The sequence below is a fragment of the Saccharothrix sp. NBAS 001 genome, from assembly GCF_056640475.1.
The window spans coordinates 8,467,280-8,491,791 of record NZ_CM153251.1; the positions used below are offsets into that span (position 1 = coordinate 8,467,280).

Here is a 24,512-nt window from a genome sequence, read left to right on the forward strand (position 1 = left end):
GTCGCCGCGACTTGTTCCTCAGCGCCCTGGCGCCGGCACCAGGGCGCACGGCGTCAGTTCGTCGTGCCCGGCGGCAGCAGCGCCTGCACGTCCAGCCGGCCCGGCAGGACGTCCTCGGTGTCCATCATGTCGGCCACCCGCTGGAGCCGGATCTGGTTGAGCGACAGCGGGAACGTGCCGACCGAGACCAGGGCGGCGGTCTGCTGGTCGACGTCCACGTACCCGGTCAGGGCGTCCTGCACGGACAGCTTGTTGTTCGTCGCGAGCTGCTGGGCGTCGCGCAGGACCTGGCGGAACAGGGTCAGCGTGCGCGGGTTGGCGTCGGCGAACTTCTTGCTCGACGCGTACCCGGACATCGGGAAGTCCTTGGTCGGGCCGATCGCCGTGTCGGTCACGATCCGCGCGCCGACGTCCTTCTGCGCCTTGGTGATGAACGGCTCGGTCATCCAGGCCGCGTCGACCTGGCCCGCCTTCATCGCGTCGACCATCTGCTCGAACGGCATGACCTTGAGGTTGATCCGCTGCTTCTCCACGCCCGCGGTGTCCAGCACGGCCTTGGTGGTCAGCGCGCCGACGTCGGTCTCGCTGTTCACCGCGATCCGCGGCGAGGCGAACCTGGCCGGGCTGTCGTAGTCGGCGTCGAGCGTGACCAGCGCCATCGTGTTCGCGCCCGCCTGGTACGCCTCGCCCTGGAGCTGGAGCTGGGTGCCCTCGGCGACGGTGCGGAACAGGTTGACGTGGCTGGCCCAGGTCACGTCCAGCGTGGTGTCGAGCTGCTTGATGCCCTCGGCCTCGCTGCTCAACGTCACCAGTTGCACGGACAGGCCGGCCTTCTCGAACAGCTTGTCGTTGAGGGCCAGCTTCAGCGGTGCGACGTCGACCACCGGCATCACGCCGATGCGCAGCGTGTTGCGCTCCACCTCGGGCTTGGCGCCGTTGTCGGCACCGGGCAGCAGACCGCACGCCGTCAAGGTCGCGGCACACGCGAACAACGCTGCCGCACGTCGCAGAACACGCGCTGGGGTAGGCATGGCACCTCTCGCCGCGATGACCTCTTGAGCGGGGTCTATTTGATCAACCGTATTTTCGACGCCTGTTGTCGATGCCGGGGATGGTAACCACCCGGAGGTGTGAAACGACAGTCCCGGTCGATACGCTGAGTGCTTCGCCAGAGTCTTCCCTGCGGCCGGGGTCCGGCACTACGCTGCCGGCCGGGTGACTCAAGGTCCACGTGGTGCCTTGCGTCCCCGTGCGGGGTGGGGTGCCTAGCCGGCACCACCGCTCCTGTGCTGCAATTCGGCCCGAATTCGTGTCCATGCTTCGGTCCGTGGGGAGAGGCCGGGGAACACTGCTGCCGGAAGAGGAAGCCCAGGGTGGCCCGACGAGAGAGAGGTCCCAGCCAGTCAGGCGTGGAGAATCCACCACGCTCCGATAGCCCCGGAATGGGTGACGGACTGGCTGCGCTGCGTGATGGTACTGCGACCGAGTCCACGGGCGCCGGGCCGACGACCGAGCAGCGCGCGACGCGGAACGCGGGCACCGCCCCGTGGCGGCTGCGCAACTGGCGGCTGCCCACCAAGCTGGCCGCGGTGCTGCTGATCCCGACCGTCGCCGCGCTCGCCCTCGGCGGGCTGCGGGTGCAGTCGGACCTCGGCGACGCCACCGAGTTCAACCGGTTGGCCAACCAGATCGAGCTGGAGACCGCGGTCGCGGACGTCGTCCAGCAGCTCCAGCGCGAGCGCGACCTGAGCGCGAGCCACGTGGCGTCGGGCAAGACCCTCGACCGCGTCGTGCTCGACCGGCAGCTGCGCCGCGTGAACGACACCACGGACGCGCTGAACAACAAGATCCAGGAACTCAGCGGCGACCTGGACGAAGAGGTGGTCACCCGGTTCCGCCGGGCCGCCGAGCAGCTCAAGAGGCTCAACAGCCTGCGCAACGCCGTGCGGGACACCGCGTACCCGTCCGACGCCGTGCTGCGCACCTACTCCGAGTCCGTGGAGAGCCTCCTCGACCTCGGCGAGCAGGCCATCGCGGGCATCAACCACCCCGAACTGGTGCGGCTGCACCTGGCGACCAACGCCATCGGCCGCATCAAGGAGCAGGAGTCCCGCAAGCGCGGCATCATGCTCGACGTGTTCCAGCGCGGCGGCTTCGGCCCCGGCCAGGAACGCGCCCTGCTGGCCGCCAACGCGGAGCTGGACGCGGCGCGCAACGACTTCCGCAAGTCGGCGACGCCGGACCAGGCCAAGATCTACGACGACACCGTCACCGGTCTGATCGTCGACACCGCGAACGACATGCAGGAATCGGCGCTGAACCTGGCGGCCGGCAACAAGAGCCTGTCCTCGCTGCGGCCGGAGAAGTGGGACATCGCGTCCACGCTGACCGTGAACCTGACCCGCGACGTGGAGAACCTGCTCCTGGAGCAGCTGCAGAACCGCACCGCCGAGCTGACCGGCGAGGCCCGCGCCGCCGCCCTGCGCGACTCCGGCATCGTGCTCGGCGCGCTGCTGCTGGCGTTGATCATGGCGCTGTTCGTGGCCCGCTCGATCCTCAACCCGCTGCGCACGCTGCGCCGCACCGCCCTGGACGTGGCCGACCACGGCCTGCCGGACGCGGTCACCCGGATCCTCGCGGACCCGAACCCGCAGGAAGCGGCCAAGACCGCCATCGCCCCGGTGCCGATCACCACCAAGGAGGAGGTCGGGCAGGTCGCCCGCGCCTTCGACGCGGTGCACGGCGAAGCGGTCCGGCTGGCCGCCGAGCAGGCGCTGCTGCGCGACAACGTCAACGCGATGTTCGTCAACCTGTCCCGCCGCTCGCAGGCCCTGGTGGAACGCCAGCTCAACCTGATCGACCGGCTGGAGCAGGACGAGCAGGACCCGGACCAGCTGGCCAGCCTGTTCGAGCTGGACCACCTGGCCACCCGGATGCGGCGCAACTCGGAGAACCTGCTGGTGCTCTCCGGCACCGACCTGTCCCGCCGGCTCACCCGCCCGGTGCCGGCCGCCGAAGTGCTCGGCGCGGCGGTGTCCGAGGTCGAGCAGTACGCCCGCGTGCAGGTCGGCCAGACCCCGGAGCTGACCGTCCAGGGCCGCGCGGTCAACGACCTCGTGCACCTGATCGCCGAGCTGCTGGACAACGCCACCGCGTTCTCCGACCCGGTCACCAAGGTCACCGTGCGCACCGCACGCACCCGCAAGGGCGAGCTGGCGATCGAGATCCAGGACCGCGGCGTCGGCATGGCCGAGCAGGAGATCCTCGACGCCAACGACCGGCTGGCCGACCCGCCGGACGTCGACGTCGCGGTGTCGCGCCGGATGGGCCTGTACGTGGTCGCGCGGCTGGCCAAGCGGCACGACATCAAGGTCCGGCTGCGCGCCAACGAGGACATCGAGGGCGGCACCACCGCGCTCGTCGTGGTGCCGGAGACGCTGGTCGCCTCGCCCGGAGCGCCCAACGCGCCCCAGGAGTCGGTGTTCGGCACGCCCGCACCGGCCGTGCAGAACCCGGCGGAACGGGCCAGCGGCATCGCCGGCGCGTTCACCGGCTCCATGCCGCGCCTGGACGACGAACCGGCCTTCCCGGTCAGCTTCGTGCGCAGCGACAGCGAGCCGGACGCCGCCGGGCTGCCGAACTTCGGCGAGAGCCCGGCGGAGAGTTCCGGCGAGATCTCCCAGCCGTGGCTGCCGCTGGGCGACGAGTTCACCGAGCGCGACGTCGAGCACGAGCCCGCGGGTTCGTTCGGCGAGCCGACCCTCTTCACCGCCTACGAGGACCGGCCCGAAGACGACCTGGACGCGCACGGCTTCGAGACCACCCAGTTCGCGCCCGCGATCGACAGCGGCCCGGACGGCGAGCCCTTCGCCGAGCCGTTCGCCGACGCCCCCGCGTTCGCGCAGGCCCCGCCGGTCGAGGAGCCCGAGCCCGCGCGCCGCAACGGGTCCACCCCGCACCCGCCGGAGACCGCCCGCGAGGCGCACGACCTGGACGCGCCGACCGAGCGGCTGCCGATCTACGAGGCGGTGCTGTCCCAGTGGTTCCAGGCCGTGGGCAGCGAGACCTCGGCGGCGACCGCCCAGGACGTGCCGCCCGCGCCCAAGCCCGCCCCGGAGCCCGAGCCGGAACCGGCGGTCGAGTCGTCGCTGCCGACCCGCCGGCCGCAGCCGGTGCCGCCGGTCGCGCCGACCACCGAGGCAGGCCCGGCGCACCCGCCGATCCCGCCGCGCGAGGTCGACAAGGGCCGGCCGTTCACCGAGGGCGGACTGCCCAAGCGGCGGCCCGGCTCGCCCGACAACCAGCCCAAGCGCGCTGCGGAGGTGCCCCGCGTGACCGAGGCCGAGCCGGTCGCCGAATCGGAACCGGTCGTCCCGCCCGGCGACCTCTTGGCAGGCGGCCTCGTGCGCGGTGCCCACGCGCACGCCGATCCAGTGCACAATGATCACGCGCCCGGTGATCACGACCGCGGTGAACACGAACACCAGGACGACGGCACCGAGCCGTCGGCCGAGCAAGCCTGGCACTCGCCCGCCGACGAAGGTTGGCAGGCGGCCCAGGCGCTGCTCAGCAAGGCCCCAGAGACCACGACACAGGCGGGGTTGCCCAAGCGGGTGCCCAAGGCTCAGCTTGTGCCGGGATCGGCCGCTCCCAAGCCCCAGGCCGCGGAGCGGCAACCGCAGCGGCCCCCGCTGCCACCACGATCGGCTGACGCGATCCGTGGACGCATGTCGAGTCTTCAGCAGGGCGTCCGTCGAGGGCGACACGCTTTGATCGACGCTTACGCTGGTGACATGTCGAGCCGGCAAGACGAGGAGCAGGAGTGACGACCGCAGCTCAGCCAGGCAGCTTTGGTTGGCTTATCACCGACTTCGTGCGTCGGGTTCCCGGTGTGGCCCATTCCGTTGTGGTGTCGGCGGACGGGCTGCTGCTCGCCGGCTCGCAGGGCCTTCCCCGCGACCGCGCCGAGCAGCTCTCCGCCGTGGCTTCCGGGCTGGTCAGCCTCACGGCCGGCGCGGCCAGGTGCTTCGAGGCGGGCACCGTGAACCAGACCGTGGTCGAGATGGAACGGGGCTACCTGTTCCTGATGTCGATCAGCGACGGGTCGTGCCTCGCGGTGCTCGCGGCCCCGAACTGCGACATCGGCCTCGTGGCCTACGAGATGACCTTGTTGGTCGAGCGCGTCGGCCAACAGCTCACCCCGGAGCTGCGCGCGCAGCTCCAGGGTGTGGTTCGGCGGTAGATCCTCATGAGATCGTGGGGGTGAGCGGTAAATGGCTGAACGATCTGGCGCCGGTGGACGCCGCTTCGGTAGGAACTTCAACTACCAGGAGTGGGCCGCCGGCGGGTTCCAATTCGAAGAGCCGGATGCCGACCCCTCAGCAGACGAGGAAGCCGAGGACGCACCCAACTCGACGAGGGCCGGTCGGGCGGCCGAACCTCCTCGGGTCGAAGGCACAGGGCAGGGGCTAGGCGATATGTCTCAGCGTGAGGTTGACGACTCGTCGTACGACTACGACGACGTCCCCAACCGGTTCGACATCGACGGGTACGGCAGCGGGCTGTTCGGGGGTCCGGGTGCCGACCTGTTCGGTGCCCACGGTCTGCCGGACAGCGTGCCCGAGCAGTTGCCCTACCCGACCGGGCCGCAGCCGGTCGTGCGGCACGAAGAGGACCTGGCGGCGGAGTCGGGCTCGCTGGTCCGCCCGTACACCCGGACGGGCGGTCGCACCCGGCCGGACTACGACCTGGCCATCGAGGCGCTGGTGTCGACCAGCGAGCGGGGCCTGGAGCGGGACGCGGCGGTGTTGCCCGAACACCGGTCGATCTGTGGACTGTGCACCGACACCAGGTCGGTGGCGGAGGTGGCGGCCCACCTGCGGCTGCCGCTCGGTGTCGTGCGGGTGTTGATCGGCGACATGGCGAGCATGGGTTTGGTATTGATTCACCAGGGTGGCTTGGTCGTGGGGGACAGGCCGTCCATCGAATTCCTTGAGAGGGTGCTCAGTGGGCTTCGCAGGCTCTAGCCCCAACGCGGCCGATGGCGAAAGGAAGCCGACGACCTCCGCGAAGATCGTGGTGGCCGGTGGCTTCGGCGTGGGCAAGACTACGTTCGTCGGTTCCGTGTCGGAGATCGTTCCGCTGACCACCGAAGCGGTGATGACCGAGGCGAGCGCCGGGGTCGACGACCTGTCGGCGACGCCGAACAAGGTCACCACCACGGTCGCGATGGACTTCGGACGGGTGTCCCTGGACCAGGACCTGATCCTGTACCTGTTCGGTACACCGGGTCAGCACCGGTTCTGGTTCATGTGGGACGACCTGGTCCGGGGTGCGATCGGCGCGATCGTGCTGGTCGACACGCGGCGGCTGGCGGACGCGTTCGCGTCCATCGACTTCTTCGACGACCGGCAGCTGCCGTACGTGGTCGGCGTGAACTGCTTCGACGGTCTGCTGCACCACCGCATCGAGGACGTGCGGGAAGCGCTGACCATCGACCAGTCGGTGCCGATGGTGACGTGCGACGCGCGCAACCGGCAGTCGACCAAGCAGACGCTGATCACGCTGGTGGAGCACGCCATGCGGCAGTGGATGTCGGTGCGCGCGGGCTGAGCCCGGGGTTTCGGCGGAGGGGCGGCTCCCGGGTGCGGGTGCCGCCCCTCCCCGCTGCCCGCTCGCGCTTCCTCGCCGGGAGCGGGCAGCCCGTGCCCGGCCGGTCGTGGACCGCGTTCGCGCTCTCCGGCGGCTTCGGGCCGCCGGGTGGGGCACCTCGGCGCGCGACGCGGGTCCTCGGCACCGGGCAACGGCGCGGACCGTCGGTGCCCGACCTCGGGCGCGGGGCTCTGGGGTGCCGACCTCCCGGCACCGGGTCTTGCGGGCGTGCCTTGCCGGACGTCTTCTCCGGGCGTGCTCTCCGGAGGCGTTCTCCGGACGTCTTCTCCGGGCGAGCCTTCACAGCGTGCTTCCTGGGCTGCGGCGTGCTCGTCGCGGCCCGACCCCGGCGTGGCGTCCGCCCGGTTCGGGGGCGACCTCCTCGTGGGAGGCCGCCCCGCCGGGCCGCTCCGACAGGCGGGGTGACGCCCACCGCACGGCTGCCCGCGCTCAGGTGGTCAGCGGTGGTCGCCGACGGGCGGGTCCGCTCGGGCCGAGGCCGCCGCTCCGGCGGCTCTCCGCGCGGTGGCCGCCACCACCCCGTCGGATCGGGTGCTCGACATGCCGGGCTCCTCAGGTGGTCGAGGCGCGTTGGCCACGCCCTGCCTCGAAGTTAAGTCGCCTCGCCGCCACTGTCGGGTGATCATGGCTCCCGAACGGGGATCACGTGGAGTCGCGCCCGGTCCGCGCGTCGAGCCGGGGGCATCGAACCGGGGGGCGTCGAGTCGGGGGCGTCGAACGGGGAGCGCCGAACACGAGGAAGGGCGGCCTCCCTCGTGGGGAAGCCGCCCTTCAGGCCGCTGTGCCGGGCGGTGTCAGCCCGGTCGCGGCGCAGTCCCGACCGGGCTGTCAGCCCCCGAGCCCGAGCGCACTCGCATGGTGGTTCCACCACTCCGGGTTGCCCTGCACGTCCACTTCCACGTCGACCGTGCTGATCGTGTTGAACGAGTCGTCGATCCAGGTCAGGTTGTTGGTCGTGTGGTTGTTCGTCACCGTGTTGTCATCACCGAGGATGATGGTGGTGTCGGCCTGTGCCGGTAGTCCGGACACTCCGAAAGCTGCGACGGATGCCGTGACGATCAGCAGTGCTCGTCGGAAGATCGACATGCTGTGCTCCTCGTAACGTCGGGGCGCCTTACCAGCGCCTGGCATCGACGCTATGCCGCGAATCGAGCACTATCCGGTATGGCGGTTCCCCGTCCGGGGGGTCACTCGGAGTCGTCTTCGACGAGGGCCGCGGAGGTGATCCGGTGCAGCGGGAAACGCCGGACCTCGCCGTAGCTGACGTCCACGCCCTCCAGCACTCCACCGCCCACGACCTGCGGTTTGATCACGCGGCGGGCGGCGGTGCCGTGGCCGTCCACGAAATCCACCAGTACGCCGCGCCCCTCCCGCGCCGCCTGTTGCAGCAACGCGAGGGTGGCGCTGGGTCCCGCGCCCAGGTGACCGGGGACGGACACCCGGGCACCGCCCGTAGTCGTCGCCGCCTGGTCGCCGGCCCGCACCAACCGGACCAGCTCGCCCAGCTGCTCGTCGGACGGCGGGGTCGGCGCGGGGGACCGCCGGCGGCCCCGGCCGGGGATCCGCCGACCGCCCGCCCGCAGGTCCAGCACCCGGCCGTCGGGCCCCTCGGCGGCCGGCGCGAACCCGGCCGCGCGCAGCCCGTCGAGCACCTCGGCCAGCGGGTACGGGCTGACCAGCACGGTGGGCGCGATCTTGCGCAGCTCCAGGCGCTCCGCGGCGGGGTGCGCGGCCACCTCGGTGACCAGCACCGGGTCGTCGCAGCGCAGGAACGACCCGGCCGAGCCGCCGCGCAGCCGGCCGTGCTTGCGGGCCGCGTCGTCGATCAGGTAGGTCAACGACTGCGGCACCGGCGTGCGCGATTTGCCGCGGAACAGCTCGTGCAGGTCGGAGGCGGTGCGCCCGGCGTCGAACGCGCGCCGGACGGACTCCTCGCGCACCCGGTAGACGGTCGCGCCGCCGGCCGACTCGACGTCGGCGACCAGCGCGATCTCCTCGGCCAGCTCCGGCTCCAGGCGCCCCGGCGCGACCACCGTCAGGTCCGCCTGCACCAGCACGTGGTCGACCGGCGCGGGCAGCGCGTCGCCCAGCCGCTTGGCGGCCGGGCCGGGGCCCTCGGTGAGCAGGGTGCGGCCCTGCGAGGTCAGCGCGTCCAGGGCGAGCACGCCCACCGCCGTGCCCTCCTCGACCGTCCACCGCACGAGTTCGTCGCGCAGCCGCCCGCCCCGGCGCGGAGCCCGCCAGGCCAGCACGGCGGCCAGCTCGTCGGGGTCGGTCGCGGCGGTGCCCGGCGGGAGCGCGGCCAGCGCCTCCAGCACCCGCTTGCGGTCGCGCGGCGCGGCCGGCCGGTTGAGTTCGGGGGCCAGCGGGTTGAGCAGGCGGTCGCGCTCGTCGCGGCGGCCGATCAGGCCGGGCAGCCGGGGCAGGTCGAGCCACGCCTGGGCGAGCGTCGCCCACCGGTGCTCGGGAGCGGCGGTCAACCAGGTGTCGGCCTGGGTGGTGGGCACCCACTCCGGTTCCGCGCCCTCGCTGTCCGCCACCAGGTTCGCGTTGACCACCAGTTCCACCAGCAGGGCCGCGCGCCGCTCGTCGACGTCGAGGTCCTTGGCGAGCCTGCGCAGCTCGCGCACGCCCACGCCGCCCGAGCGCAGCACCGCCGGCGGCTCCGCCGACCACGCGGTCAGCAGGCCCTCGACGTGCCGCGACAGCTCCAGCGCCTCGCCGCCGCCGGTGCTGTCCACGGTCACCGGGTCGCGCCCGAGCGTGGTCAGCGGCGGTTCGGCGGTGCGCACCTCGCCCAGCGGCCGGTCACCGCGCACGACCAGCCCGATCTCGCGCGGCAGCTCCACGGTCAGCGCGTCCCGGCGCACCAGCAGGCCCCGGGCCAGCAGCTTCTGGATCGGGGTGCGGGCGTTGGCCAGCGAGACCACGTGCGCGGCGTCCTTGGTCTGGCCGACCGGCGGGCCGGCGGCCAGCGCGGTCAGCACCCGCCGCTCGTCCTCGCCGAGCGCGGACAGGTCCGCGCCCGCCAGCGAGGGCACCGAGCGGCCCAGCCCGCACGGGAACGCGTTGACCGCGTCGCGGGTCGCCGGGGGCGTGCTCAGCGCGTCGTCCTCGCCCCACACCAGGACGCGGGCGCGCAGCAGGTCCGTCGCCGCGCGGACGTCCACGTCGAACAGGTCTTCGACGTCGGCCAGCCGCACCGGGCGCTGGTCGGCGTCGAGCACCAGCAGCGCTTCCAGCACGGTCAGGGTCAGCGTGTCGAGGTCTTCGCACGCCCGCGCGACCGACGCCCGCGACCCGACCCGGGTGGCGAGCACCGTGGTGTCGGCCGGTGGCGGCGTGGCCAGGTCTGGGCGGGCGCGCAGCAGCGCCACGAGCGCGGTGTCGTCCTGCGCCCGCAGCCACTCGGAGAGTGTGGTGCCGGACATCCCCACCACGGTATAGGGCCGCGCGGGATCCCGAGCCGGTGAGGCACACTTGTCCACGACGTGCAGCACCACCGAGGAGGAACCCGTGGCCAAGGCCCGCCCCGAGCGCATCGACCCGCACTGGCCGGAGCCGCCCGCGGACGGCAAGTACGCGGTCAGCGAACTCGCCAGCGACGTGCAGGGCGCGCTCTCCCCGTTCGGCGGGATCACCTTCCCGCTGCCGGTGGAGGACCTCGGCTACCACCACCCGGTGACCGAGATCAACCGCTGAGCCACGGCTCCCGCTGCCCCGCGGCCGTACATCGGCCGTGGGGCGGTCCGCGTGCTCGGGAACTTCGGCGTTCAACGGGGCGTGCGGCCGGAAGGTTTACTGCCCGGGGCGAGCCGCGCGCGTTCCGTTAATCCGTGCGGACTACGCTCGGCTCCCTTGAGCAGTGCTGTTCTGGGAGGATTCGATGCCGGTCCCCGGCCCTGGGTATTCGATCACCGTCCGTCTGGAAGCGCCGCCGTCGGCGAGCGCCGCGGGCGACCTGACCTCGGCGGTCGGCCGCGCGGGCGGCGTGATCACGGCGTTCGACGTCGTCGAGTCGCACAACGACCGGGTCGTCATCGACCTCACCTGCAACGCGCTGTCGGCCAACCACGCCAAGGACATCACCGACACCCTGGGGCAGCTGCCCGGGATCGTGGTCCGCAAGGTGTCCGACCGGACGTTCCTGGTCCACCTCGGCGGCAAGATCGAGATCTCCTCCAAGGTCCCGCTGCGCAACCGCGACGACCTGTCCCGCGCGTACACGCCCGGCGTGGCGCGGGTGTGCCAGGCGATCGCGGAGAACCCCGACGACGCCCGCCGCCTCACCATCAAGCGCAACACCGTCGCGGTGGTGACCGACGGCTCCGCCGTGCTGGGCCTGGGCAACCTCGGCCCGGCCGCCGCGCTGCCGGTGATGGAGGGCAAGGCGGCGCTGTTCAAGAAGTTCGCGGGCGTCGACGCCTGGCCGGTGTGCCTGGACACCCAGGACACCGAGGAGATCATCCGCGCGGTCGAGCTGATCGCGCCGGTCTACGGCGGCATCAACCTGGAGGACATCGCCGCGCCGCGCTGCTTCGAGATCGAGGCCCGGCTGCGCGAGAAGCTCGACATCCCGGTGTTCCACGACGACCAGCACGGCACGGCGATCGTCGTGGTCGGCGCGCTGCGCAACGCGCTGCGGGTGGTCGGCAAGAAGATCTCCGACTGCAAGCTCGTGGTCTGCGGCGTCGGCGCGGCGGGTTCGGCGATCATCCGGCTGCTGCTCAAGCAGGAGCCCGGCGACGTGGTCGCGGTCGACGTGGACGGCATCGTGCACCGCGACCGGCCCGGCCTGGACGAGAACCTCAAGTCCATCGCGGCCGTGACGAACAAGGACGGCGTGACCGGGCGGCTGCACGACGCGCTGGTCGGCGCGGACGTGTTCATCGGCGTGTCGGCCCCCAACCTGTTCGGGGCCGAGCAGGTGGCCACCATGAACCAGGACGCGATCGTGTTCGCGCTGGCCAACCCGGACCCGGAGATCGACCCGATGGAGGCGCAGAAGCACGCCGCCGTGGTCGCGACCGGCCGGTCGGACTTCCCGAACCAGATCAACAACGTGCTCGCGTTCCCGGGCGTGTTCCGGGGCCTGCTGGACGCCAACGCCCGCACGATCAACGACGAGATGCTGCTCGCCGCCGCGAACGCGATCGCGGACGTGGTGGACGGGGAGAAGCTGAACGCCTCGTTCATCGTGCCGAGCGTGTTCGACACCTCCGTGGCGCCGGCCGTGGCCGAAGCCGTCCGGAAGGCCGCCGCCGGGCAGTCGTGACCGGTGCCGCCGGTCGCGGGTCCCGCCGTCCCGGGTGGCGCGGGACGTCGTGCCCGGCGGGTGCGGGGCATAGCATCGTTCGCATGAGCAAGCAGTTCACCCACCTCGACGGAAGCGGCGCGGCCCGCATGGTCGACGTGTCGGCCAAGGAGCAGACGACCCGCACGGCGGTCGCGTCCGGCGTGCTGCGGACCACCGACGAGGTGGTGGCGCTGCTCGGCACCGACGGCCTGCCCAAGGGCGACGCGCTGGCGACGGCGCGGATCGCCGGGATCATGGCGGCCAAGCGGACCTGGGAACTCGTGCCGCTGTGCCACCCGATCGCGCTCTCCGGCGTCGCGGTGGACCTGGCGCTGGCCGGCGCGGAGGTGCACATCACCGCGACCGTCCGCACCACCGACCGCACCGGTGTGGAGATGGAGGCGCTGACCGCCGTGTCGGTGGCCGGTTTGACGCTGCACGACATGGTGAAGTCGGTCGACCCGGCCGCGACCCTCGACGGGGTGCGGGTGGAGCGGAAAGAGGGCGGCAAGACCGGCCTGTGGGTCCGCCCGTGACCGCCGGGGGAGCTTCCGGGCCGCCGACGGGCGCGGCGGGCGGCGGGCCGGCGGGGAGCGGTCCGGTTCGGCGGGCGGCGAGGGTCGTGACGGCGTCCAACCGGGCCTCGGCCGGGGTGTACGAGGACCGGGGCGGGCCGATCATCGTCGCGTGGCTGCGGGAGCGCGGGTACGAGGTGCCCGACGCGGCGGTCGTGCCGGACGGCGAGCCGGTCGCGGCGGCGCTGCGGGCGGCCGTGGCGGACGGGGCGGCGGTCGTGATCACCACCGGCGGCACGGGCATCAGCCCGACCGACCGGACGCCCGAGGCGACCCGCGCGGTGGTGGACTACGAGGTGCCGGGCGTGGCGGACGCGATCCGCCGGTCCGGCTGGCCGCGCGTGCCGACCGCCGTGCTCTCGCGCGGGGTGGCCGGGGTGGCGGGGCGGACGTTCGTGGTGAACCTGCCGGGGTCCACCGGCGGGGTGCGGGACGGGTTGGACGTGCTCGGCACGCTGCTGGAGCACGCGGTGGACCAGTTGGCCGGAGGTGACCACGCATGACCGAGGTCCTGCGCGCGACCGTCAGCGACCAGCCGCTGTCGGTGGAGGAGCACGCGAAGCTGGTCGAGAACGCGGCGGCGGGCGCGGTGGTGACGTTCTCCGGGGTGGTGCGCGACCACGACCACGGCCGGTCCGTCCGGGAGCTGGAGTACGTCGGGCACCCGTCGGCGGCGGACGTGGTGGCGGAGGTCGTCGCGGACGTGGTGGGCAAGTTCGCCGGGGTGCGCGCGGTGGCCGTGACGCACCGGGTCGGCGAGCTGGCCATCGGCGACGTGGCGCTGGTGTGCGCGGTGGCCGCCGAGCACCGGGCCGAGGCGTTCGGGATGTGCTCGGAGCTGGTGGACGAGGTGAAGCGCCGGCTCCCGGTGTGGAAGCGCCAGGTCTTCGCCGACGGCACCGACGAGTGGGTCAACTGCCCCTGATCACGCGGTCCCGGCAGCGCGGTCCCGGATGGCCCCCGTCCTGGACAGCGCCGATCTGGGCAGCGCCGGCCTGGGCAGCGCCGGACGGAGGAAAACGGAGACCCTGCCGCCGGGGGGAACGGCAGGGTCTCCGGTCTGGAGCCGGCAGTCGCCGGCGCCGGGTCACTTGGTGGCGATCTTGTGACCCACCATGATCAGGTCGGGGTTCGGGATGAACTCCTTGTTCAGCTCGTGCAGCTTGGCCCAGCCGCCCTCGACCTTCAGCTCCGACGCGATCTTGGAGAGGCTGTCGCCCTCCTTGATCTCGTAGTCGCCGTTGGGGTTGGTGCTCGGCAGCGCCACGGTCACGGGCGCGGCCTGCTGCTGCACGGGAGCTTCCTGCTCCTCCACCTGCTGCTGCTGGGGCTGCGGGGTGGCCTGGCGCTGCTGCGCCGGAGCCGGCGCGGTCCGCTGCGGGGCCGGGGCGGCACCGCCGCCGAGGCCCTTCGGGCCGCACACCGGCCAGGCGCCGATGCCCTGGGTCTGAAGCACGTTCTCCGCGACGCGGATCTGCTCCTCGCGGGAAGCCTGGTGGGGCATGCCGGTGCCACCGTTGGCCGTCCACGTGCTGGGCACGAACTGGAGCCCGCCGTAGTAGCCGTTGCCGGTGCTGATGCCCCAGTCGCCGCCACTCTCGCACGCGGCGACCGTGTCCCAGTTGACGCCGGAGCCCTGCGCGTTCGCGGTGCTGGCGGCCAGGCCCAGGGGAGCACCCACGATGACGCCGGCGACGGCGACCTTCGCGACGGTGCGGGCGGTGGCACTGATGGTCGGGCGGTGCTTGCCTCGGTAAGAAGCCATTTCCCTCTCGGCCCACCACACCTGCACGACCGACGCGGGTTCGGGGCCCGGCTTGTCGATCAGTCCCTGTCCGGCGGTATTCCTCGCTCGGGGTTTGGTGCCGGGGCCACTGGACAGGGTTCGGCGTGTGGCGTCCCGGTGGTGCTCGTGGTTGGTCGGGGCCAACCGAAGAGCGACCGTACGTAACCGGGGAGCGCACGTCCAAACGTTCCGGGGTGTGATGGGCATCACTGTAACGGTTTGGGGTGATCGTGCGAGATGGGTGTTTGACCTGGTCAGGTCACCGTTACCGTCTCGTTTCCGTTCTGAGATCTGTCGAGATGGATCACCCTAAGTGAGGTCTGGCTCACGTCGTTCCGCCCCCCGGGGAACGCCGGTCAGCCACCGGCGAAGGGCGGCAGCACGTCCAACTGGGCCCCCGGGCCGACCGGTGTGCGGCGGTCCCGCACGGCCACGCCGTCGAGCAGGAAGCTGCACGCCGCCAGCACCTGCCCGAGGCCGTCGCCGTGCCGCACGCGGACCGCGTCGAGCACCTCGGCCACCGTGGGCGTCCCGGGCAGCTCCACGTGCTCGTCCGGCACGCCGGCCGCCGCCCGCGCGCCGGCGAAGTACCGCACCGTCAGCCGCACCGCGTCCTCCTCCGAAAATCCTGCGGTGCCCGATCGTGCCGGACACCCGGTCTGCGCTGTTCCTACCCGGTGGTGGTGGGAGGTGCGGGTTCAGCCGCCGATCGCGCTCATCGGGCGGTCGGGCTGGTGGAACCCGTCGTCGTTGATGCCGTGACCGGCCGCCTTCGCCCACGAGTTGGCCCGCCACCGCGCGGCGATCTCCTCGTCGGAGGCCCCGGCGCGCAGCAGCGCCCGCAGGTCCGTCTCGCTCTGGCTGAACAGGCAGTTGCGCACCTGGCCGTCGGCGGTCAGCCGGGTCCGGTCGCACGCCGCGCAGAACGGCCTGGTCACCGACGCGATCACGCCCACCGTCGCGGGGCCGCCGTCGACCAGCCACCGCTCGGCGGGCGCGCCGCCGCGCTCACCGGGCTCCGGGGTCAGGTCGAACGCGCCGCGCAGCGCCGCCAGGATCTCCTCGGCGGTCACCATGTCGTCCCGGTTCCAGCCGTGCTGCGGGTCCAGCGGCATCTGCTCGATGAACCGCAGCTGGTAGCCCTGCGCCAGGCAGAACCGCAGCAGCGGCACGGCCTCGTCCTCGTTCACCCCGCGCATCAGCACGGTGTTGACCTTGACCGGGGTGAGCCCGGCGTCCCGCGCGGCGGCCAGCCCGTCGAACACGTCGGACAGCCGGTCGCGCCTGGTCAGCGCGTGGAACCGGGCACGGTCGAGGGTGTCCAGCGAGATGTTGACCCGGTCCAGGCCCGCGTCGACCAGCGCACGGGCGCGGCGCGCCAGGCTCAGGCCGTTGGTCGTCATGGACATCCGGGGCCGGGGCGCGAGGGCGGCGGTCGCGGCGATCACCCGCTCCAGGCCGGGCCGCAGCAGCGGCTCGCCGCCGGTGAACCGGATGTCGGTCACGCCCAGCCGGGTCACCGCCACGCCGATCAGCCGGGCGAGTTCGTCGTCGGTGAGCAGCTCGGGCTTGGGCAGCCAGTCCAGCCCCTCGGCGGGCATGCAGTAGGTGCACCGGAGGTTGCACCGGTCGGTCAGCGAGACCCGCAGGTCCGTCGCGACCCGGCCGAACCGGTCGACCAGCAGCGGGGACTCCGGCCGGGCCGACGTCGCGGGCGTGCCACGTACACCGGGTAGTCCCAAGTCGACAGCCGTCACCCATACCAGGGTACTGCTCCCACACTTGTGGGTATCGCCGCAAACAGGGGTCGGTGTGGTGGGACGGCTTGGAGGACCATGCCAAGCCGGGTCTCTCACCAGCTAAATTATTTGACATGACGAGCGAGCACGACGTCCCCGCCGAGGTGTTGGAGCGGTTCGGGTTCTACGCCCGCGAGACGAGCACGCTCACCATCCTGTTCCACAGCCGCGTGGCCGAGCAGATGGGGCTCTCGCCGACCGACGAGAAGTGCCTCGACCTGGCGCTGCGCGCGGACGAGCCGATCACCGCCGGCAAGATCGCCGAGCTGTCCGGGCTGTCCACGGGCGCGGTGACCGGCGTGATCGACCGGCTGGAGAAGGCCGGGTACGTGCGCCGGGTGCGCGACCCGCACGACCGGCGCAAGGTGCTGGTGGAGGTGACGGTCGCGGAGGAGCGGTTCGGGCACCTGTTCGTCGGCGCGCAGGAGACGTTGCGGGAGGTGCTGGCCCGGTTCACGCCGGAGGAGTGGGCGGTGCTGGAGCGGTACAACAAGGCCGTGATCGACATCTTCCGGCGGCGGGTGATCGACGGCTGACCCCTGTCCGGGGGTGCGCGCGGTCCCGGTGACGCCGGTCCGCGCCTGGTCGGAGGCTGGGGAGCGGTCGAGCCGGCAGCATGGCGGCATGGCCGAGCGGTGGAACTACCTGATGGACATGGACGGCGTGCTCGTGCACGAGGAGCACCCGATCCCGGGGTCGAGCGAGTTCGTGGCGGAGCTGACCGCGAACGGCATCCCGTTCCTCGTGCTCACCAACAACTCCATCTACACCCCGCGCGACCTGCGCGCCCGGCTCTCGCGCACCGGGCTGGAGGTGCCGGAGTCGGCGATCTGGACCTCGGCGCTGGCCACCGCCCGGTTCCTGGACTCCCAGCGGCCGGGCGGCTCGGCGTACGTGATCGGCGAGGCGGGGCTGACCACCGCGCTGCACGAGATCGGGTACGTGCTGACCGACCGCGACCCGGACTACGTCGTGCTCGGCGAGACCCGCACCTACAGCTTCACCGCGATCACCAAGGCGATCCGGCTGGTGGAGGAGGGTGCGAAGTTCATCGCGACCAACCCGGACGCGACCGGGCCGTCGCGGGAGGGCTCGCTGCCGGCCACCGGGTCGATCGCGGCGCTGATCGAGCGGGCCACCGGGCGCGAGCCGTACTACGTGGGCAAGCCGAACCCGTTGATGATGAGGTCGGCGTTGCGGGCGCTGGGCACGCACTCGGAGAACACCCTGATGATCGGCGACCGGATGGACACCGACGTGCGGGCCGGGCTGGAGGCCGGGCTGCGCACGATCCTGGTGCTGACCGGGATCTCGGCGGAGTCGACGGCGGAGCTGTACCCGTACCGGCCGACCCGGGTGCTCAAGTCGATCGCGGACCTGGTCGGGAACTCGGCCGACCCGTTCCCCGCCTAGTCCGCGCCTCCGACGGAGGGCTCCACCTGCGGAAACAGGTGTTTTGTCGTACCCGGCGGCTAGTGTCCGCGGCATGGGCATCGACTACCTGGCGGTCCTGCGCCGCTACGGCGAGGCGTTCACCGAAGCGGTCGACGGCAACCTGGACCGGCCGGTGCCGAGCTGCCCGGGGTGGGTGGTGGACGACCTCGTGGCGCACCTGGCCGTGGTGCAGGCGTGGTGGATGTCGGTGCTGCTGGCCAAGGGCCCGGCTCCGGACCCGGTGGTCGCCCGGCGGGCGGCGGAGACCGGGCCGGACCGGGTCGCCGGGTGGCGGGAGATCACCGCCCGGTACCAGGCGGTGCAGCGCGAGTACGCGGCCGAGCCGGCGGTGTGGGTGCCGTGGCGGGAGGGGCGGGACACGGCGGCGGCGGTGGCCTGGCGGCAGGCGCACGAGCTGGTGGTGCACTGCTGGGACGCGCAGAACGCGGTGGGCGGGCCCGAGCCGATCCCGGCGGGGCTGGCGGCCGACGGCGTGGACGAGTTCGTGGACCACTTCCTCGGCGCCCGGACCTGGGACGGGCAGCCGGTCGTGGTCTCGCTGGTCGCGCCGGAGCGGAGCTGGGCGGTCGGTTCGCCGGACGGCGCGGGGGCGCTGCGCCGGGTGGACGGGGGCGTGGCCACCACGACGGTGACCGGCACCGCCGAGCAGCTGTACCTACTGCTCTGGGGCCGGCTCCCGGCGGCCCGAATGCAGGTCGCCGGAGACCGCGAGGTGCTCGACCGCGTCCTGACCTGGCCCGCCGGCGACTGACGGCAGCCGGTTGAGCCGGTCCGCCATCCGCTCGGCGCGGTCGCGGACGAGTTCGCCGCGCCCGGACACGCCGCTGTCGTCGCCGGCCGCCGCGCCCAGCCGGTCGAGCAGGTCGGCGTGCAGCCGCAGCCAGTCGACGTGCTCCCAGGGCGTCAGCACGCCCGTCGCGGCGGTCTCCGCCATCACCTCGTCCAACACCACCGCGACCCGCTCCAGGTGCTCCCTCATGACCGTGATGACGGGCATACCGGCCGGCACGTCACGGTGGCGGTGCGGAGTTCACCCCGGTGGGGGAGGCCGGTCGGGCCGGCGGAGGTCGGATCGGGGGTCGCCATCCGGACCAACCGGGCGGCCGGTTGATCCACTTTTGCGCACCGCGCAGCGGCGTCGCTTATCGTCGCTGTGTGGACCGACCGCTCTTCGTGGTAGGCGACGTGCACGGGCACCTCGCCGAGCTGACCCGCGCCCTGCACGCCCAAGACCTCGTGGACGAGGCGGGCGACTGGGCCGGCGGGGACGCCGAGCTGTGGTTCCTCGGCGACTTCGTGGACCGGGGGCCGGACGGCATCGGCGTCATCGAGTTCGTGATGAGGCTGTCCGAGCAGAGCGGCGGCCAGGTGGACGCCCTCATCGGCAACCACGAGATCCTGCTGCTGGGGATGCACCGGTTCGGCGACGAGCACGTGCCGAACGCGCCGACGCCGCGCAGCTTCGCGCGCAGCTGGCTGCTCAACGGCGGCCTGCGCAGCGACCAGGACCGGCTGACCGACCGGCACATCGGGTGGCTCACGTCACGCCCGGTGCTGCACCGGGTGGACGGCCACCTGCTGATGCACTCCGACACGCTCGCCTACTTGGAGTGGGGCGACTCGATCGACGAGGTCAACGCGGCGGTGCACGAGGTGCTCGACGGGCACGACCTGGACGCGTGGTGGGAGTGCTGGCGCAAGATGACCACCCGGTACGCGTTCCGCGGCCCGGACGGCGGGACGGTGGCCGCCGACCTGCTGGAGGTGCTGGGCGGGGCCGAGGTGGTGCACGGGCACAGCGTCATCGCCGACCAGCTGGGCGTGCCGCCGGAGGAGATCGACGGGCCGCTGCGGTACGCGGACGACAAGGTGCTGGCCATCGACGCCGGGCTCTACAGCGGCGGGCCCTGCCTGGTGGTCCAGCTCGACGAGCAGGTGGTCGGCTAGCCCGGGTCGGCTGGCCAGGGTTGGCTGGCCCGGGTCGTCGCGCGGGCGCGCTCCCCGTTACGCGGGCACGATCTCCTTGCCCAGGGGCATGAGGGACACCGGGATCATCTTGAAGTTCGCGATCCCGAGCGGGATGCCGATGATCGTGACGCACAGCGCGATGCCGCTGAGCGCGTGACCGATCGCCAGCCAGATGCCGGCCACGACGATCCAGATGATGTTGCCGAGCAGGGACGGGGCGCCCGCGCCGGGCCGGTCCACGACGGTCCGGCCGAACGGCCACAGCGCGTAGTTGGCGATGCGGAACGAGGCCAGCCCCCAGGGGATGGTGATGATCAGGATGCAGCAGATGATCCCGGTCACCACGTACCCGATCGCGAGCCAGAACCCGCTCAGCACCAGCCAGATGAGGTTCAAGATGATCCGCACCCCACCATCTTGCCGGACGCGGGGGGTGCCGTGCCGAAGTGTTGTGGGTGCGGGGTGCGCCGGCGGTGCGGGTCGAGTTGGTCAGAGGGTCAGGTAGATCAGTGCGCCGTTGAGCGCGATCACCGCGACCGCGACGAGGACGGCGGCCCCGGTGACCGCGCGGTGGTTCGCGTGGACGCCCATGACGGAGCGCCGCGCGGTCAGCCACACGAGCGGGACCAGCGCGAACGGGATGCCGAACGACAGGACGACCTGCGAGAGCACCAACGCCCAGGTCGGGTCGACGCCGAGGGCGAGCACGACGAGCGCCGGGACGAGCGTCACCGCGCGCCGGGCCAGGATCGGGACGCGGACCTTGAGCAGGCCGTCCAGCACCACGGCACCGGAGTAGCAGCCCACGGCGGTCGACGCGAAACCGGACGCGAGCAGACCCACCGCGAACAGCAGCGCGACGCCGTCGCCGAGCTGGGTGCCGATGGCGCGGTGGACCCCTTCGAGGCTGTCCACGTCGTCCGCGCCGCGCAGCGCGGACGCGGCGAGCAGCAGCATGGCGAGGTTCACCGCGCCCGCGAGCACCATCGCGGTGACCACGTCGACCTTGGTGGCGCGCAGCAGGTGGGGCGCTCTGCCGTGCCGGTCGCGGGCGAGCGCGGAGTGCAGGTAGACGGCGTGCGGCATGACGGTCGCGCCGAGCATCCCGGCGGCCAGCAGCACGCTGTCCGGGCCGTCGAAGCGCGGGACCAGGCCGGTCACCGCGTCGGTCGACGGCGGCGACACGACCAGCCCGGCGGCGAACCCGACCGCGATCACCACCAGCAGGGTGGTGATGACCCGCTCGAACGGGCGCTGCCCCCGCCGGTCCTGGACGAGCAGCAGGACGGTGGAGACCACGCCGGTGATCAGGCCGCCCAGCAGCAGGGGCAGGTCGAACAGCAGGTGCAGCGCGATCGCGCCGCCGAGCACCTCGGCCAGGTCGGTGGCCATCGCGACCACCTCGGCCTGTCCCCAGTAGGCGAGGCGGACGGGCGCGGGCATCCGGTCGCGGACGGCTTCGGGCAGGGACTTGCCGGTGACCAGGCCGAGCTTCGCGGACAGGTACTGGACCAGGCCGGCCATGACGTTGGCGACCACGAGCACCCAGACCAGGAGGTAGCCGTAGCGCGCGCCGGCGGCGGTGTTGGTGGCCACGTTGCCGGGGTCGACGTAGGCGATGGCGGCGACGAAGGCCGGGCCCAGCAGCGCGGCACCGGTCCGGACGCGCTCCAGAACGCTCACGTCCGAGCATGTTGCCAGATGTTGGCGTTAGGGCCGGCTACGGAGGCGACCGCAACAAGGCGGAGGTGATGTCCACTACGGCGCGCACGGGGTCGCGGCCGGGGGTGAGCAGGTGGCTGATCACCAGGCGGACGACGTGCTCGGCGACCATCGCGGCGCGTTCTCGCGGCAGCGACGGGTAGTGCAGCCGCAAGTGCAGGAAGTACACCTCGGTCGCGGCGGCCATGATCGCGTGGCCCCGGGTGGTCACCAGCGGCAGCATGTCCTCGGCGTTCGCCCCGCTGAACACCGACCGGGTGAGCGGGTCCCGGGAGGCGCGGTCGAACACGAAGGCGACGGAGTCGCGCAGGCCCTCGACCGGGTCCTCGGCGGCGTGCAGCCGGGAGCGGACGCCGTGCAGGAATTCCTCGGTCTTGTAGAGCGCGACGGCGTGCACGATCCGTTCCTTGTTGCCGAACTCGTTGTAGACGGACTGCCTGCTGACGCCGGCTTTTGTCGCGACGTCCGCCATTCGGAGGCCCTGCACGCCTCGCGCGGCCAGCAGATCGGCGGCGGCTTCGAGCAACGCGCGGGTGAGTTCCGTCACGACGTCCACCTTTACACAGCGCGGCTTTTTGTAAAGGTCCGCGGCCCGTAGAGTGCGAATGTGCCGTTGACCGTGGGATTCGACCTGGACATGACGCTGATCGACCCCAGGCCGGGCATGGCCGCGGTGATGGACGCGGTGGCGGCCGAATGCGGGTACCCGCTGGACGGGGCGCACTTCGCGGCGAACCTCGGCCCGCCGCTGGACATGGTCTACCGCGATCGCGGCGTGCCCGAGGAGGAGATCCCGGGGTTGGTGGCGCGGTTCCGCGCGCTGTACCCGGAGATCGTCATCCCGGCCACGGTCGCGCTGCCCGGCGCGGCGCAATCGCTTGCGGCGGTGCGCGAGCTGGGCGGACGCGCGCTGGTGGTGACCGGGAAGTACCGGGCCAACGCGGCGCTGCACCTGGCCGCGCTGGGTTGGGCGGTGGACGAGCTGTTCGGCGAGCTGTGGTCCACCGGGAAGGCCGAGGCCCTGCGGGGTGCGGGAGCGGCGGTCTACGTGGGCGACCACGTGGGTGACGTGCGCGGGGCCCGTGCGGCGGGTGCGGTGGCGGTCGGGGTGACCACCGGGCCGTGCTCCCGGGCCGAGCTGGCGGACGAGGGCGCGGACGTGGTCCTGCCCTCGCTGGAACTGTTCCCCGGGTGGCTGCGGGAGAACGCCGCTACGCTCGCCGGCGGGAGCCGCGCACGGCGCTGAGCACGCCCAGCGCCAGACCGGCGGGGGCCAGCAGCCAGCCGGCGGCGAAGACCCAGGCGGGCAGGCCCTGCCGGCCGGCGACGAACATCGCGATGATCGCGACGACGCCCAGTGCGAACAGGGCCACTGCCACCGGCATCAGCTTCTGAGACGTCATGCGGGTGAGCGTAGTCCGGGGTTGTCGCGCAATCGGAGGTGCCCTGGCCGGGCAGTTCTGGATAGTCTGGTGGGACGCGTCCTGGGCACGCCTGGGGCGCGTTCGTCGTGTGGTTGTCAAAGGGATTGGTGAGCACGGTGCCGACCGGCAAGGTCAAGTGGTACGACTCGGAAAAGGGCTTCGGCTTCGTCACGCAGGACGGTGGCGAGGACGTGTATGTGCGGAAATCCGCGCTGCCTCCGGGCGTCGAGGGCCTCAAGGCCGGACAGCGCATCGAGTTCGGCATGGCGGAGGGGCGGCGCGGGCCGCAGGCCCTGTCCGTGCGGCTGATCGATCCCGCGCCCTCGGTCGCCGAGGCTCGACGCCGTCCGGCCGAGGAGCTGCACGGGTTGATCGAGGACATGATCAAGCTGTTGGAGTTGAAGGTCCAGCCGGAGTTGCGGCGGGGGCGGTACCCGGAGCGCAAGAACACCAAGCTGATCGCCGACGTGGTTCGGGCGGTGGCGCGGGAGTTGGACCCGTAAGCGGTGTTCGCCGGAGGTTGCGGCGTTGTGGTGGGTGGTTGGTCGGGCTGGTTCGGCGGGGCGGCTGGTGAGGCTTGGTCGGCTGGGCGGCTGGGCGGCTGGGCGGGCTTGGCCGGCTGGGCGGCTGGTGGGGTGCGTGTCAGCTGTGGGTGTTGAGGCGTGCGGCTTGGCGGGTGAGGTGGCTGCGTTCGGCCAGGTTGGACGCTTTGTGCGCTGCCTCGGCGTACAGGCGTGCTGCGGTGGTCAGGTCGCCGTCGCGCTCGTGGAGGTACGCGGCCACGGCGGTGTGGCGGGGTAGCGAGTCGTCCACGGCGGCGAGGGCCGCGAGTCCGGCGCGTGGGCCGTCGGCCTCGCCTATCGCGACCGCGCGGTTGAGCTGGACTACGGGGCTGTCGGTCAGGCGTGCCAGTTCGTCGTACCACTCGACGATCTGAACCCAGTCGGTCTCTGCGGCTGTGGGTGCGTCGGCGTGCAGCGCCGCTATGGCGGCTTGCGCTTGGAACTCGCCCAGCCGGTCGCGGGCGAGTGCCGCTTGGAGGAGGTCGACGCCCTCGGCGATCGACGTGGTGTCCCACCTGGTGCGGTCCTGGTCGGCGAGCGGGATGAGGCTGCCGTCCGGGGCGGTGCGGGTGGCGCGCCGGGCGTGGTGCAGGAGCATGAGGGCGAGCAGGCCGGCCACCTCGGGGTGGTCGATCGCGGTGGACAGCTGCCGGGTGAGTCGGATGGCCTCGGCGGCGAGGTCGACGTCGCCGGAGTAGCCCTCGTTGAAGACGAGGTAGAGGACGCGCAGCACGGTGGCGACGTCACCCGGCTGGTCGAACCGGACGTTCGAGACGGTGCGCTTGGCGCGGCTGATGCGTTGCGCCATGGTCGCCTCGGGGACGAGGTACGCGTGCGCGATCTGGCGGGTGGTGAGGCCGCCGACGGCGCGTAGCGTCAGCGCGACCGCGGATGCGGGTGTCAGCGACGGGTGGGCGCACAGGAAGTAGAGCTGGAGCGTGTCGTCCACGGTGGGGGTCGGGCCGGGGGTGGGTTCCTCGTCCACGCGGTCTTCGCGTCGGCGGCGGGCGGTGTCGGCGCGGGTCGCGTCCAGGAACTTGCGCCAGGCGACGGTGACCAGCCAGCCCTTGGGGTCTCGTGGCGGGTCGTCGGGCCAGGTGCGGACGGCCTCGACCAGGGCGTCCTGCACGGCGTCCTCGGCCGCCGCGAAGTCGGCACCGCGGCGGACGAGGATTCCGAGTACGGCCGGAGTGAGGCTCCGGAGCAGGGTTTCGTTCATGGGTGTCTGTTTGCTGTGGGCGTTTGTGCGTGG

The 24,512-nt window shown here is 72.4% G+C and carries 27 protein-coding genes; 15 read left to right on the top strand and 12 right to left on the bottom strand.

Annotated elements, in window-relative coordinates:
- Window positions 1-53: 53 nt before the first annotated feature.
- Complete coding sequence (locus tag AC0HI0_RS37520) at window positions 54-992, bottom strand: ABC transporter substrate-binding protein (RefSeq protein ID WP_480928212.1); 939 nt, start codon at window positions 990-992, stop codon at window positions 54-56.
- Window positions 993-1,442: 450 nt separating this feature from the next.
- Here AC0HI0_RS37520 and AC0HI0_RS37525 point away from each other — a divergent pair, with 450 nt between their 5' ends.
- The 4 genes from AC0HI0_RS37525 to AC0HI0_RS37540 are packed head-to-tail and all read left to right on the top strand — an operon-like array spanning window position 1,443 to window position 6,612.
- Window positions 1,443-4,826 (top strand): nitrate- and nitrite sensing domain-containing protein, encoded by a 3,384-nt coding sequence (locus AC0HI0_RS37525; protein WP_480928213.1) that lies wholly within the window; start codon window positions 1,443-1,445, stop codon window positions 4,824-4,826.
- Window positions 4,823-5,242: a roadblock/LC7 domain-containing protein gene (locus AC0HI0_RS37530; protein ID WP_033442969.1), complete on the top strand. Its 420-nt coding sequence runs from the start codon at window positions 4,823-4,825 to the stop codon at window positions 5,240-5,242. The genes AC0HI0_RS37525 and AC0HI0_RS37530 overlap by 4 nt, the downstream gene beginning before the upstream one ends.
- Before the next feature lie 31 nt (window positions 5,243-5,273).
- Complete coding sequence (locus AC0HI0_RS37535) at window positions 5,274-6,026, top strand: DUF742 domain-containing protein (protein ID WP_480928214.1); 753 nt, start codon at window positions 5,274-5,276, stop codon at window positions 6,024-6,026.
- Entirely contained in the window at window positions 6,007-6,612 is a 606-nt protein-coding gene (locus tag AC0HI0_RS37540) for a GTP-binding protein (RefSeq protein ID WP_015097948.1), read from the top strand. The genes AC0HI0_RS37535 and AC0HI0_RS37540 overlap by 20 nt, the downstream gene beginning before the upstream one ends.
- 888 nt (window positions 6,613-7,500) lie before the next feature.
- Here AC0HI0_RS37540 and AC0HI0_RS37545 read toward each other — a convergent pair.
- Both AC0HI0_RS37545 and AC0HI0_RS37550 read right to left on the bottom strand, forming a co-directional pair.
- The gene (locus AC0HI0_RS37545; protein ID WP_480928215.1) at window positions 7,501-7,758 is read right to left on the bottom strand and encodes a hypothetical protein; all 258 of its coding nucleotides are present in this window, start codon (window positions 7,756-7,758) and stop codon (window positions 7,501-7,503) included.
- Window positions 7,759-7,859: 101 nt separating this feature from the next.
- Window positions 7,860-10,103, bottom strand: a complete 2,244-nt coding sequence (locus AC0HI0_RS37550; RefSeq protein WP_480928216.1) for a helicase-associated domain-containing protein — start codon at window positions 10,101-10,103, stop codon at window positions 7,860-7,862.
- A gap of 85 nt (window positions 10,104-10,188) precedes the next feature.
- Here AC0HI0_RS37550 and AC0HI0_RS37555 point away from each other — a divergent pair, with 85 nt between their 5' ends.
- From AC0HI0_RS37555 to AC0HI0_RS37575, 5 genes are all read left to right on the top strand, one after another.
- Window positions 10,189-10,374 (top strand): hypothetical protein, encoded by a 186-nt coding sequence (locus tag AC0HI0_RS37555; RefSeq protein ID WP_480928217.1) that lies wholly within the window; start codon window positions 10,189-10,191, stop codon window positions 10,372-10,374.
- A gap of 184 nt (window positions 10,375-10,558) precedes the next feature.
- Entirely contained in the window at window positions 10,559-11,947 is a 1,389-nt protein-coding gene (locus AC0HI0_RS37560) for an NAD-dependent malic enzyme (protein WP_480928218.1), read from the top strand.
- Window positions 11,948-12,030: 83 nt separating this feature from the next.
- Window positions 12,031-12,504, top strand: coding sequence for a cyclic pyranopterin monophosphate synthase MoaC (moaC, locus tag AC0HI0_RS37565; RefSeq protein WP_480928219.1), 474 nt, complete (start codon window positions 12,031-12,033; stop codon window positions 12,502-12,504).
- Window positions 12,505-12,590: 86 nt separating this feature from the next.
- A complete protein-coding gene (locus tag AC0HI0_RS37570; RefSeq protein WP_480928220.1) occupies window positions 12,591-13,046 on the top strand; it encodes a MogA/MoaB family molybdenum cofactor biosynthesis protein in 456 nt (151 codons plus the stop codon).
- Window positions 13,043-13,468, top strand: a complete 426-nt coding sequence (locus AC0HI0_RS37575) for a molybdenum cofactor biosynthesis protein MoaE (RefSeq protein ID WP_480928221.1) — start codon at window positions 13,043-13,045, stop codon at window positions 13,466-13,468. Before AC0HI0_RS37570 ends, AC0HI0_RS37575 begins: the two co-directional genes overlap by 4 nt.
- Before the next feature lie 162 nt (window positions 13,469-13,630).
- Here AC0HI0_RS37575 and AC0HI0_RS37580 read toward each other — a convergent pair whose 3' ends face one another.
- The 3 genes from AC0HI0_RS37580 to moaA all read right to left on the bottom strand — a co-directional run bounded on the left by AC0HI0_RS37580 (window position 13,631) and on the right by moaA (window position 16,086).
- Window positions 13,631-14,308 (bottom strand): transglycosylase family protein, encoded by a 678-nt coding sequence (locus AC0HI0_RS37580; protein ID WP_480928222.1) that lies wholly within the window; start codon window positions 14,306-14,308, stop codon window positions 13,631-13,633.
- Window positions 14,309-14,685: 377 nt separating this feature from the next.
- Window positions 14,686-14,937 carry a MoaD/ThiS family protein gene (locus tag AC0HI0_RS37585; protein ID WP_480928223.1) on the bottom strand — a complete coding sequence of 84 codons (252 nt, stop codon included), beginning with the start codon at window positions 14,935-14,937 and terminating at the stop codon, window positions 14,686-14,688.
- Between the two features lie 90 nt (window positions 14,938-15,027).
- Window positions 15,028-16,086, bottom strand: coding sequence for a GTP 3',8-cyclase MoaA (gene moaA, locus AC0HI0_RS37590; RefSeq protein ID WP_480928224.1), 1,059 nt, complete (start codon window positions 16,084-16,086; stop codon window positions 15,028-15,030).
- A gap of 116 nt (window positions 16,087-16,202) precedes the next feature.
- Between moaA and AC0HI0_RS37595 the strand changes: the two genes are divergently transcribed.
- The 3 genes from AC0HI0_RS37595 to AC0HI0_RS37605 all read left to right on the top strand — a co-directional run bounded on the left by AC0HI0_RS37595 (window position 16,203) and on the right by AC0HI0_RS37605 (window position 18,334).
- Window positions 16,203-16,664, top strand: coding sequence for a MarR family winged helix-turn-helix transcriptional regulator (locus AC0HI0_RS37595; protein WP_480928225.1), 462 nt, complete (start codon window positions 16,203-16,205; stop codon window positions 16,662-16,664).
- Window positions 16,665-16,752: 88 nt separating this feature from the next.
- The gene (locus AC0HI0_RS37600; RefSeq protein WP_480928226.1) at window positions 16,753-17,541 is read left to right on the top strand and encodes an HAD-IIA family hydrolase; all 789 of its coding nucleotides are present in this window, start codon (window positions 16,753-16,755) and stop codon (window positions 17,539-17,541) included.
- A gap of 73 nt (window positions 17,542-17,614) precedes the next feature.
- Window positions 17,615-18,334 (top strand): maleylpyruvate isomerase family mycothiol-dependent enzyme, encoded by a 720-nt coding sequence (locus tag AC0HI0_RS37605; RefSeq protein WP_480928227.1) that lies wholly within the window; start codon window positions 17,615-17,617, stop codon window positions 18,332-18,334.
- Here AC0HI0_RS37605 and AC0HI0_RS37610 read toward each other — a convergent pair.
- On the bottom strand, window positions 18,239-18,562 hold the full coding sequence (locus tag AC0HI0_RS37610; protein WP_480928228.1) for a hypothetical protein: 324 nt from the start codon (window positions 18,560-18,562) through the stop codon (window positions 18,239-18,241). The two genes, AC0HI0_RS37605 and AC0HI0_RS37610, sit on opposite strands and share 96 nt — an antisense overlap.
- A 176-nt stretch (window positions 18,563-18,738) precedes the next feature.
- Here AC0HI0_RS37610 and AC0HI0_RS37615 point away from each other — a divergent pair, with 176 nt between their 5' ends.
- Entirely contained in the window at window positions 18,739-19,530 is a 792-nt protein-coding gene (locus tag AC0HI0_RS37615; protein WP_480928229.1) for a metallophosphoesterase, read from the top strand.
- Window positions 19,531-19,587: 57 nt separating this feature from the next.
- Here the strand turns inward: AC0HI0_RS37615 and AC0HI0_RS37620 are convergent, their stop codons facing one another.
- The 3 genes from AC0HI0_RS37620 to AC0HI0_RS37630 form a co-directional block, all read right to left on the bottom strand.
- Window positions 19,588-19,959: a YccF domain-containing protein gene (locus AC0HI0_RS37620; protein ID WP_480928230.1), complete on the bottom strand. Its 372-nt coding sequence runs from the start codon at window positions 19,957-19,959 to the stop codon at window positions 19,588-19,590.
- Between the two features lie 81 nt (window positions 19,960-20,040).
- Entirely contained in the window at window positions 20,041-21,234 is a 1,194-nt protein-coding gene (locus AC0HI0_RS37625) for an Nramp family divalent metal transporter (RefSeq protein WP_480928231.1), read from the bottom strand.
- A 37-nt stretch (window positions 21,235-21,271) separates the two neighbouring features.
- Window positions 21,272-21,820: a TetR/AcrR family transcriptional regulator gene (locus AC0HI0_RS37630; RefSeq protein ID WP_480928232.1), complete on the bottom strand. Its 549-nt coding sequence runs from the start codon at window positions 21,818-21,820 to the stop codon at window positions 21,272-21,274.
- A 60-nt stretch (window positions 21,821-21,880) separates the two neighbouring features.
- On the opposite strand from AC0HI0_RS37630, the gene AC0HI0_RS37635 reads away from it, so the two are divergent.
- On the top strand, window positions 21,881-22,519 hold the full coding sequence (locus tag AC0HI0_RS37635; RefSeq protein WP_480928233.1) for an HAD family hydrolase: 639 nt from the start codon (window positions 21,881-21,883) through the stop codon (window positions 22,517-22,519).
- On the opposite strand, the gene AC0HI0_RS37640 is transcribed toward AC0HI0_RS37635, so the two are convergent.
- The gene (locus AC0HI0_RS37640; RefSeq protein WP_480928234.1) at window positions 22,485-22,676 is read right to left on the bottom strand and encodes a hypothetical protein; all 192 of its coding nucleotides are present in this window, start codon (window positions 22,674-22,676) and stop codon (window positions 22,485-22,487) included. The two genes, AC0HI0_RS37635 and AC0HI0_RS37640, sit on opposite strands and share 35 nt — an antisense overlap.
- 137 nt (window positions 22,677-22,813) lie before the next feature.
- On the opposite strand from AC0HI0_RS37640, the gene AC0HI0_RS37645 reads away from it, so the two are divergent.
- Window positions 22,814-23,200, top strand: a complete 387-nt coding sequence (locus AC0HI0_RS37645) for a cold-shock protein (protein WP_433843757.1) — start codon at window positions 22,814-22,816, stop codon at window positions 23,198-23,200.
- A 139-nt stretch (window positions 23,201-23,339) separates the two neighbouring features.
- Here the strand turns inward: AC0HI0_RS37645 and AC0HI0_RS37650 are convergent, their stop codons facing one another.
- Window positions 23,340-24,479 (bottom strand): RNA polymerase sigma factor, encoded by a 1,140-nt coding sequence (locus AC0HI0_RS37650; protein ID WP_480928235.1) that lies wholly within the window; start codon window positions 24,477-24,479, stop codon window positions 23,340-23,342.
- Window positions 24,480-24,512: the final 33 nt, after the last annotated feature.

Coding starts and splice junctions, on each gene's coding strand:
- AC0HI0_RS37525 (WP_480928213.1), top strand. CDS start 1,443: ATGGGTGACGGACTGGCTGCGCTGCGTGATGGTACTGCGACCGAGTCC.
- AC0HI0_RS37535 (WP_480928214.1), top strand. CDS start 5,274: ATGGCTGAACGATCTGGCGCCGGTGGACGCCGCTTCGGTAGGAACTTC.
- AC0HI0_RS37545 (WP_480928215.1), bottom strand. CDS start 7,758: ATGTCGATCTTCCGACGAGCACTGCTGATCGTCACGGCATCCGTCGCA.
- AC0HI0_RS37550 (WP_480928216.1), bottom strand. CDS start 10,103: ATGTCCGGCACCACACTCTCCGAGTGGCTGCGGGCGCAGGACGACACC.
- AC0HI0_RS37560 (WP_480928218.1), top strand. CDS start 10,559: ATGCCGGTCCCCGGCCCTGGGTATTCGATCACCGTCCGTCTGGAAGCG.
- moaC (WP_480928219.1), top strand. CDS start 12,031: ATGAGCAAGCAGTTCACCCACCTCGACGGAAGCGGCGCGGCCCGCATG.
- AC0HI0_RS37575 (WP_480928221.1), top strand. CDS start 13,043: ATGACCGAGGTCCTGCGCGCGACCGTCAGCGACCAGCCGCTGTCGGTG.
- AC0HI0_RS37580 (WP_480928222.1), bottom strand. CDS start 14,308: ATGGCTTCTTACCGAGGCAAGCACCGCCCGACCATCAGTGCCACCGCC.
- AC0HI0_RS37595 (WP_480928225.1), top strand. CDS start 16,203: ATGACGAGCGAGCACGACGTCCCCGCCGAGGTGTTGGAGCGGTTCGGG.
- AC0HI0_RS37600 (WP_480928226.1), top strand. CDS start 16,753: ATGGCCGAGCGGTGGAACTACCTGATGGACATGGACGGCGTGCTCGTG.
- AC0HI0_RS37605 (WP_480928227.1), top strand. CDS start 17,615: ATGGGCATCGACTACCTGGCGGTCCTGCGCCGCTACGGCGAGGCGTTC.
- AC0HI0_RS37610 (WP_480928228.1), bottom strand. CDS start 18,562: ATGAGGGAGCACCTGGAGCGGGTCGCGGTGGTGTTGGACGAGGTGATG.
- AC0HI0_RS37640 (WP_480928234.1), bottom strand. CDS start 22,676: ATGACGTCTCAGAAGCTGATGCCGGTGGCAGTGGCCCTGTTCGCACTG.
- AC0HI0_RS37650 (WP_480928235.1), bottom strand. CDS start 24,479: ATGAACGAAACCCTGCTCCGGAGCCTCACTCCGGCCGTACTCGGAATC.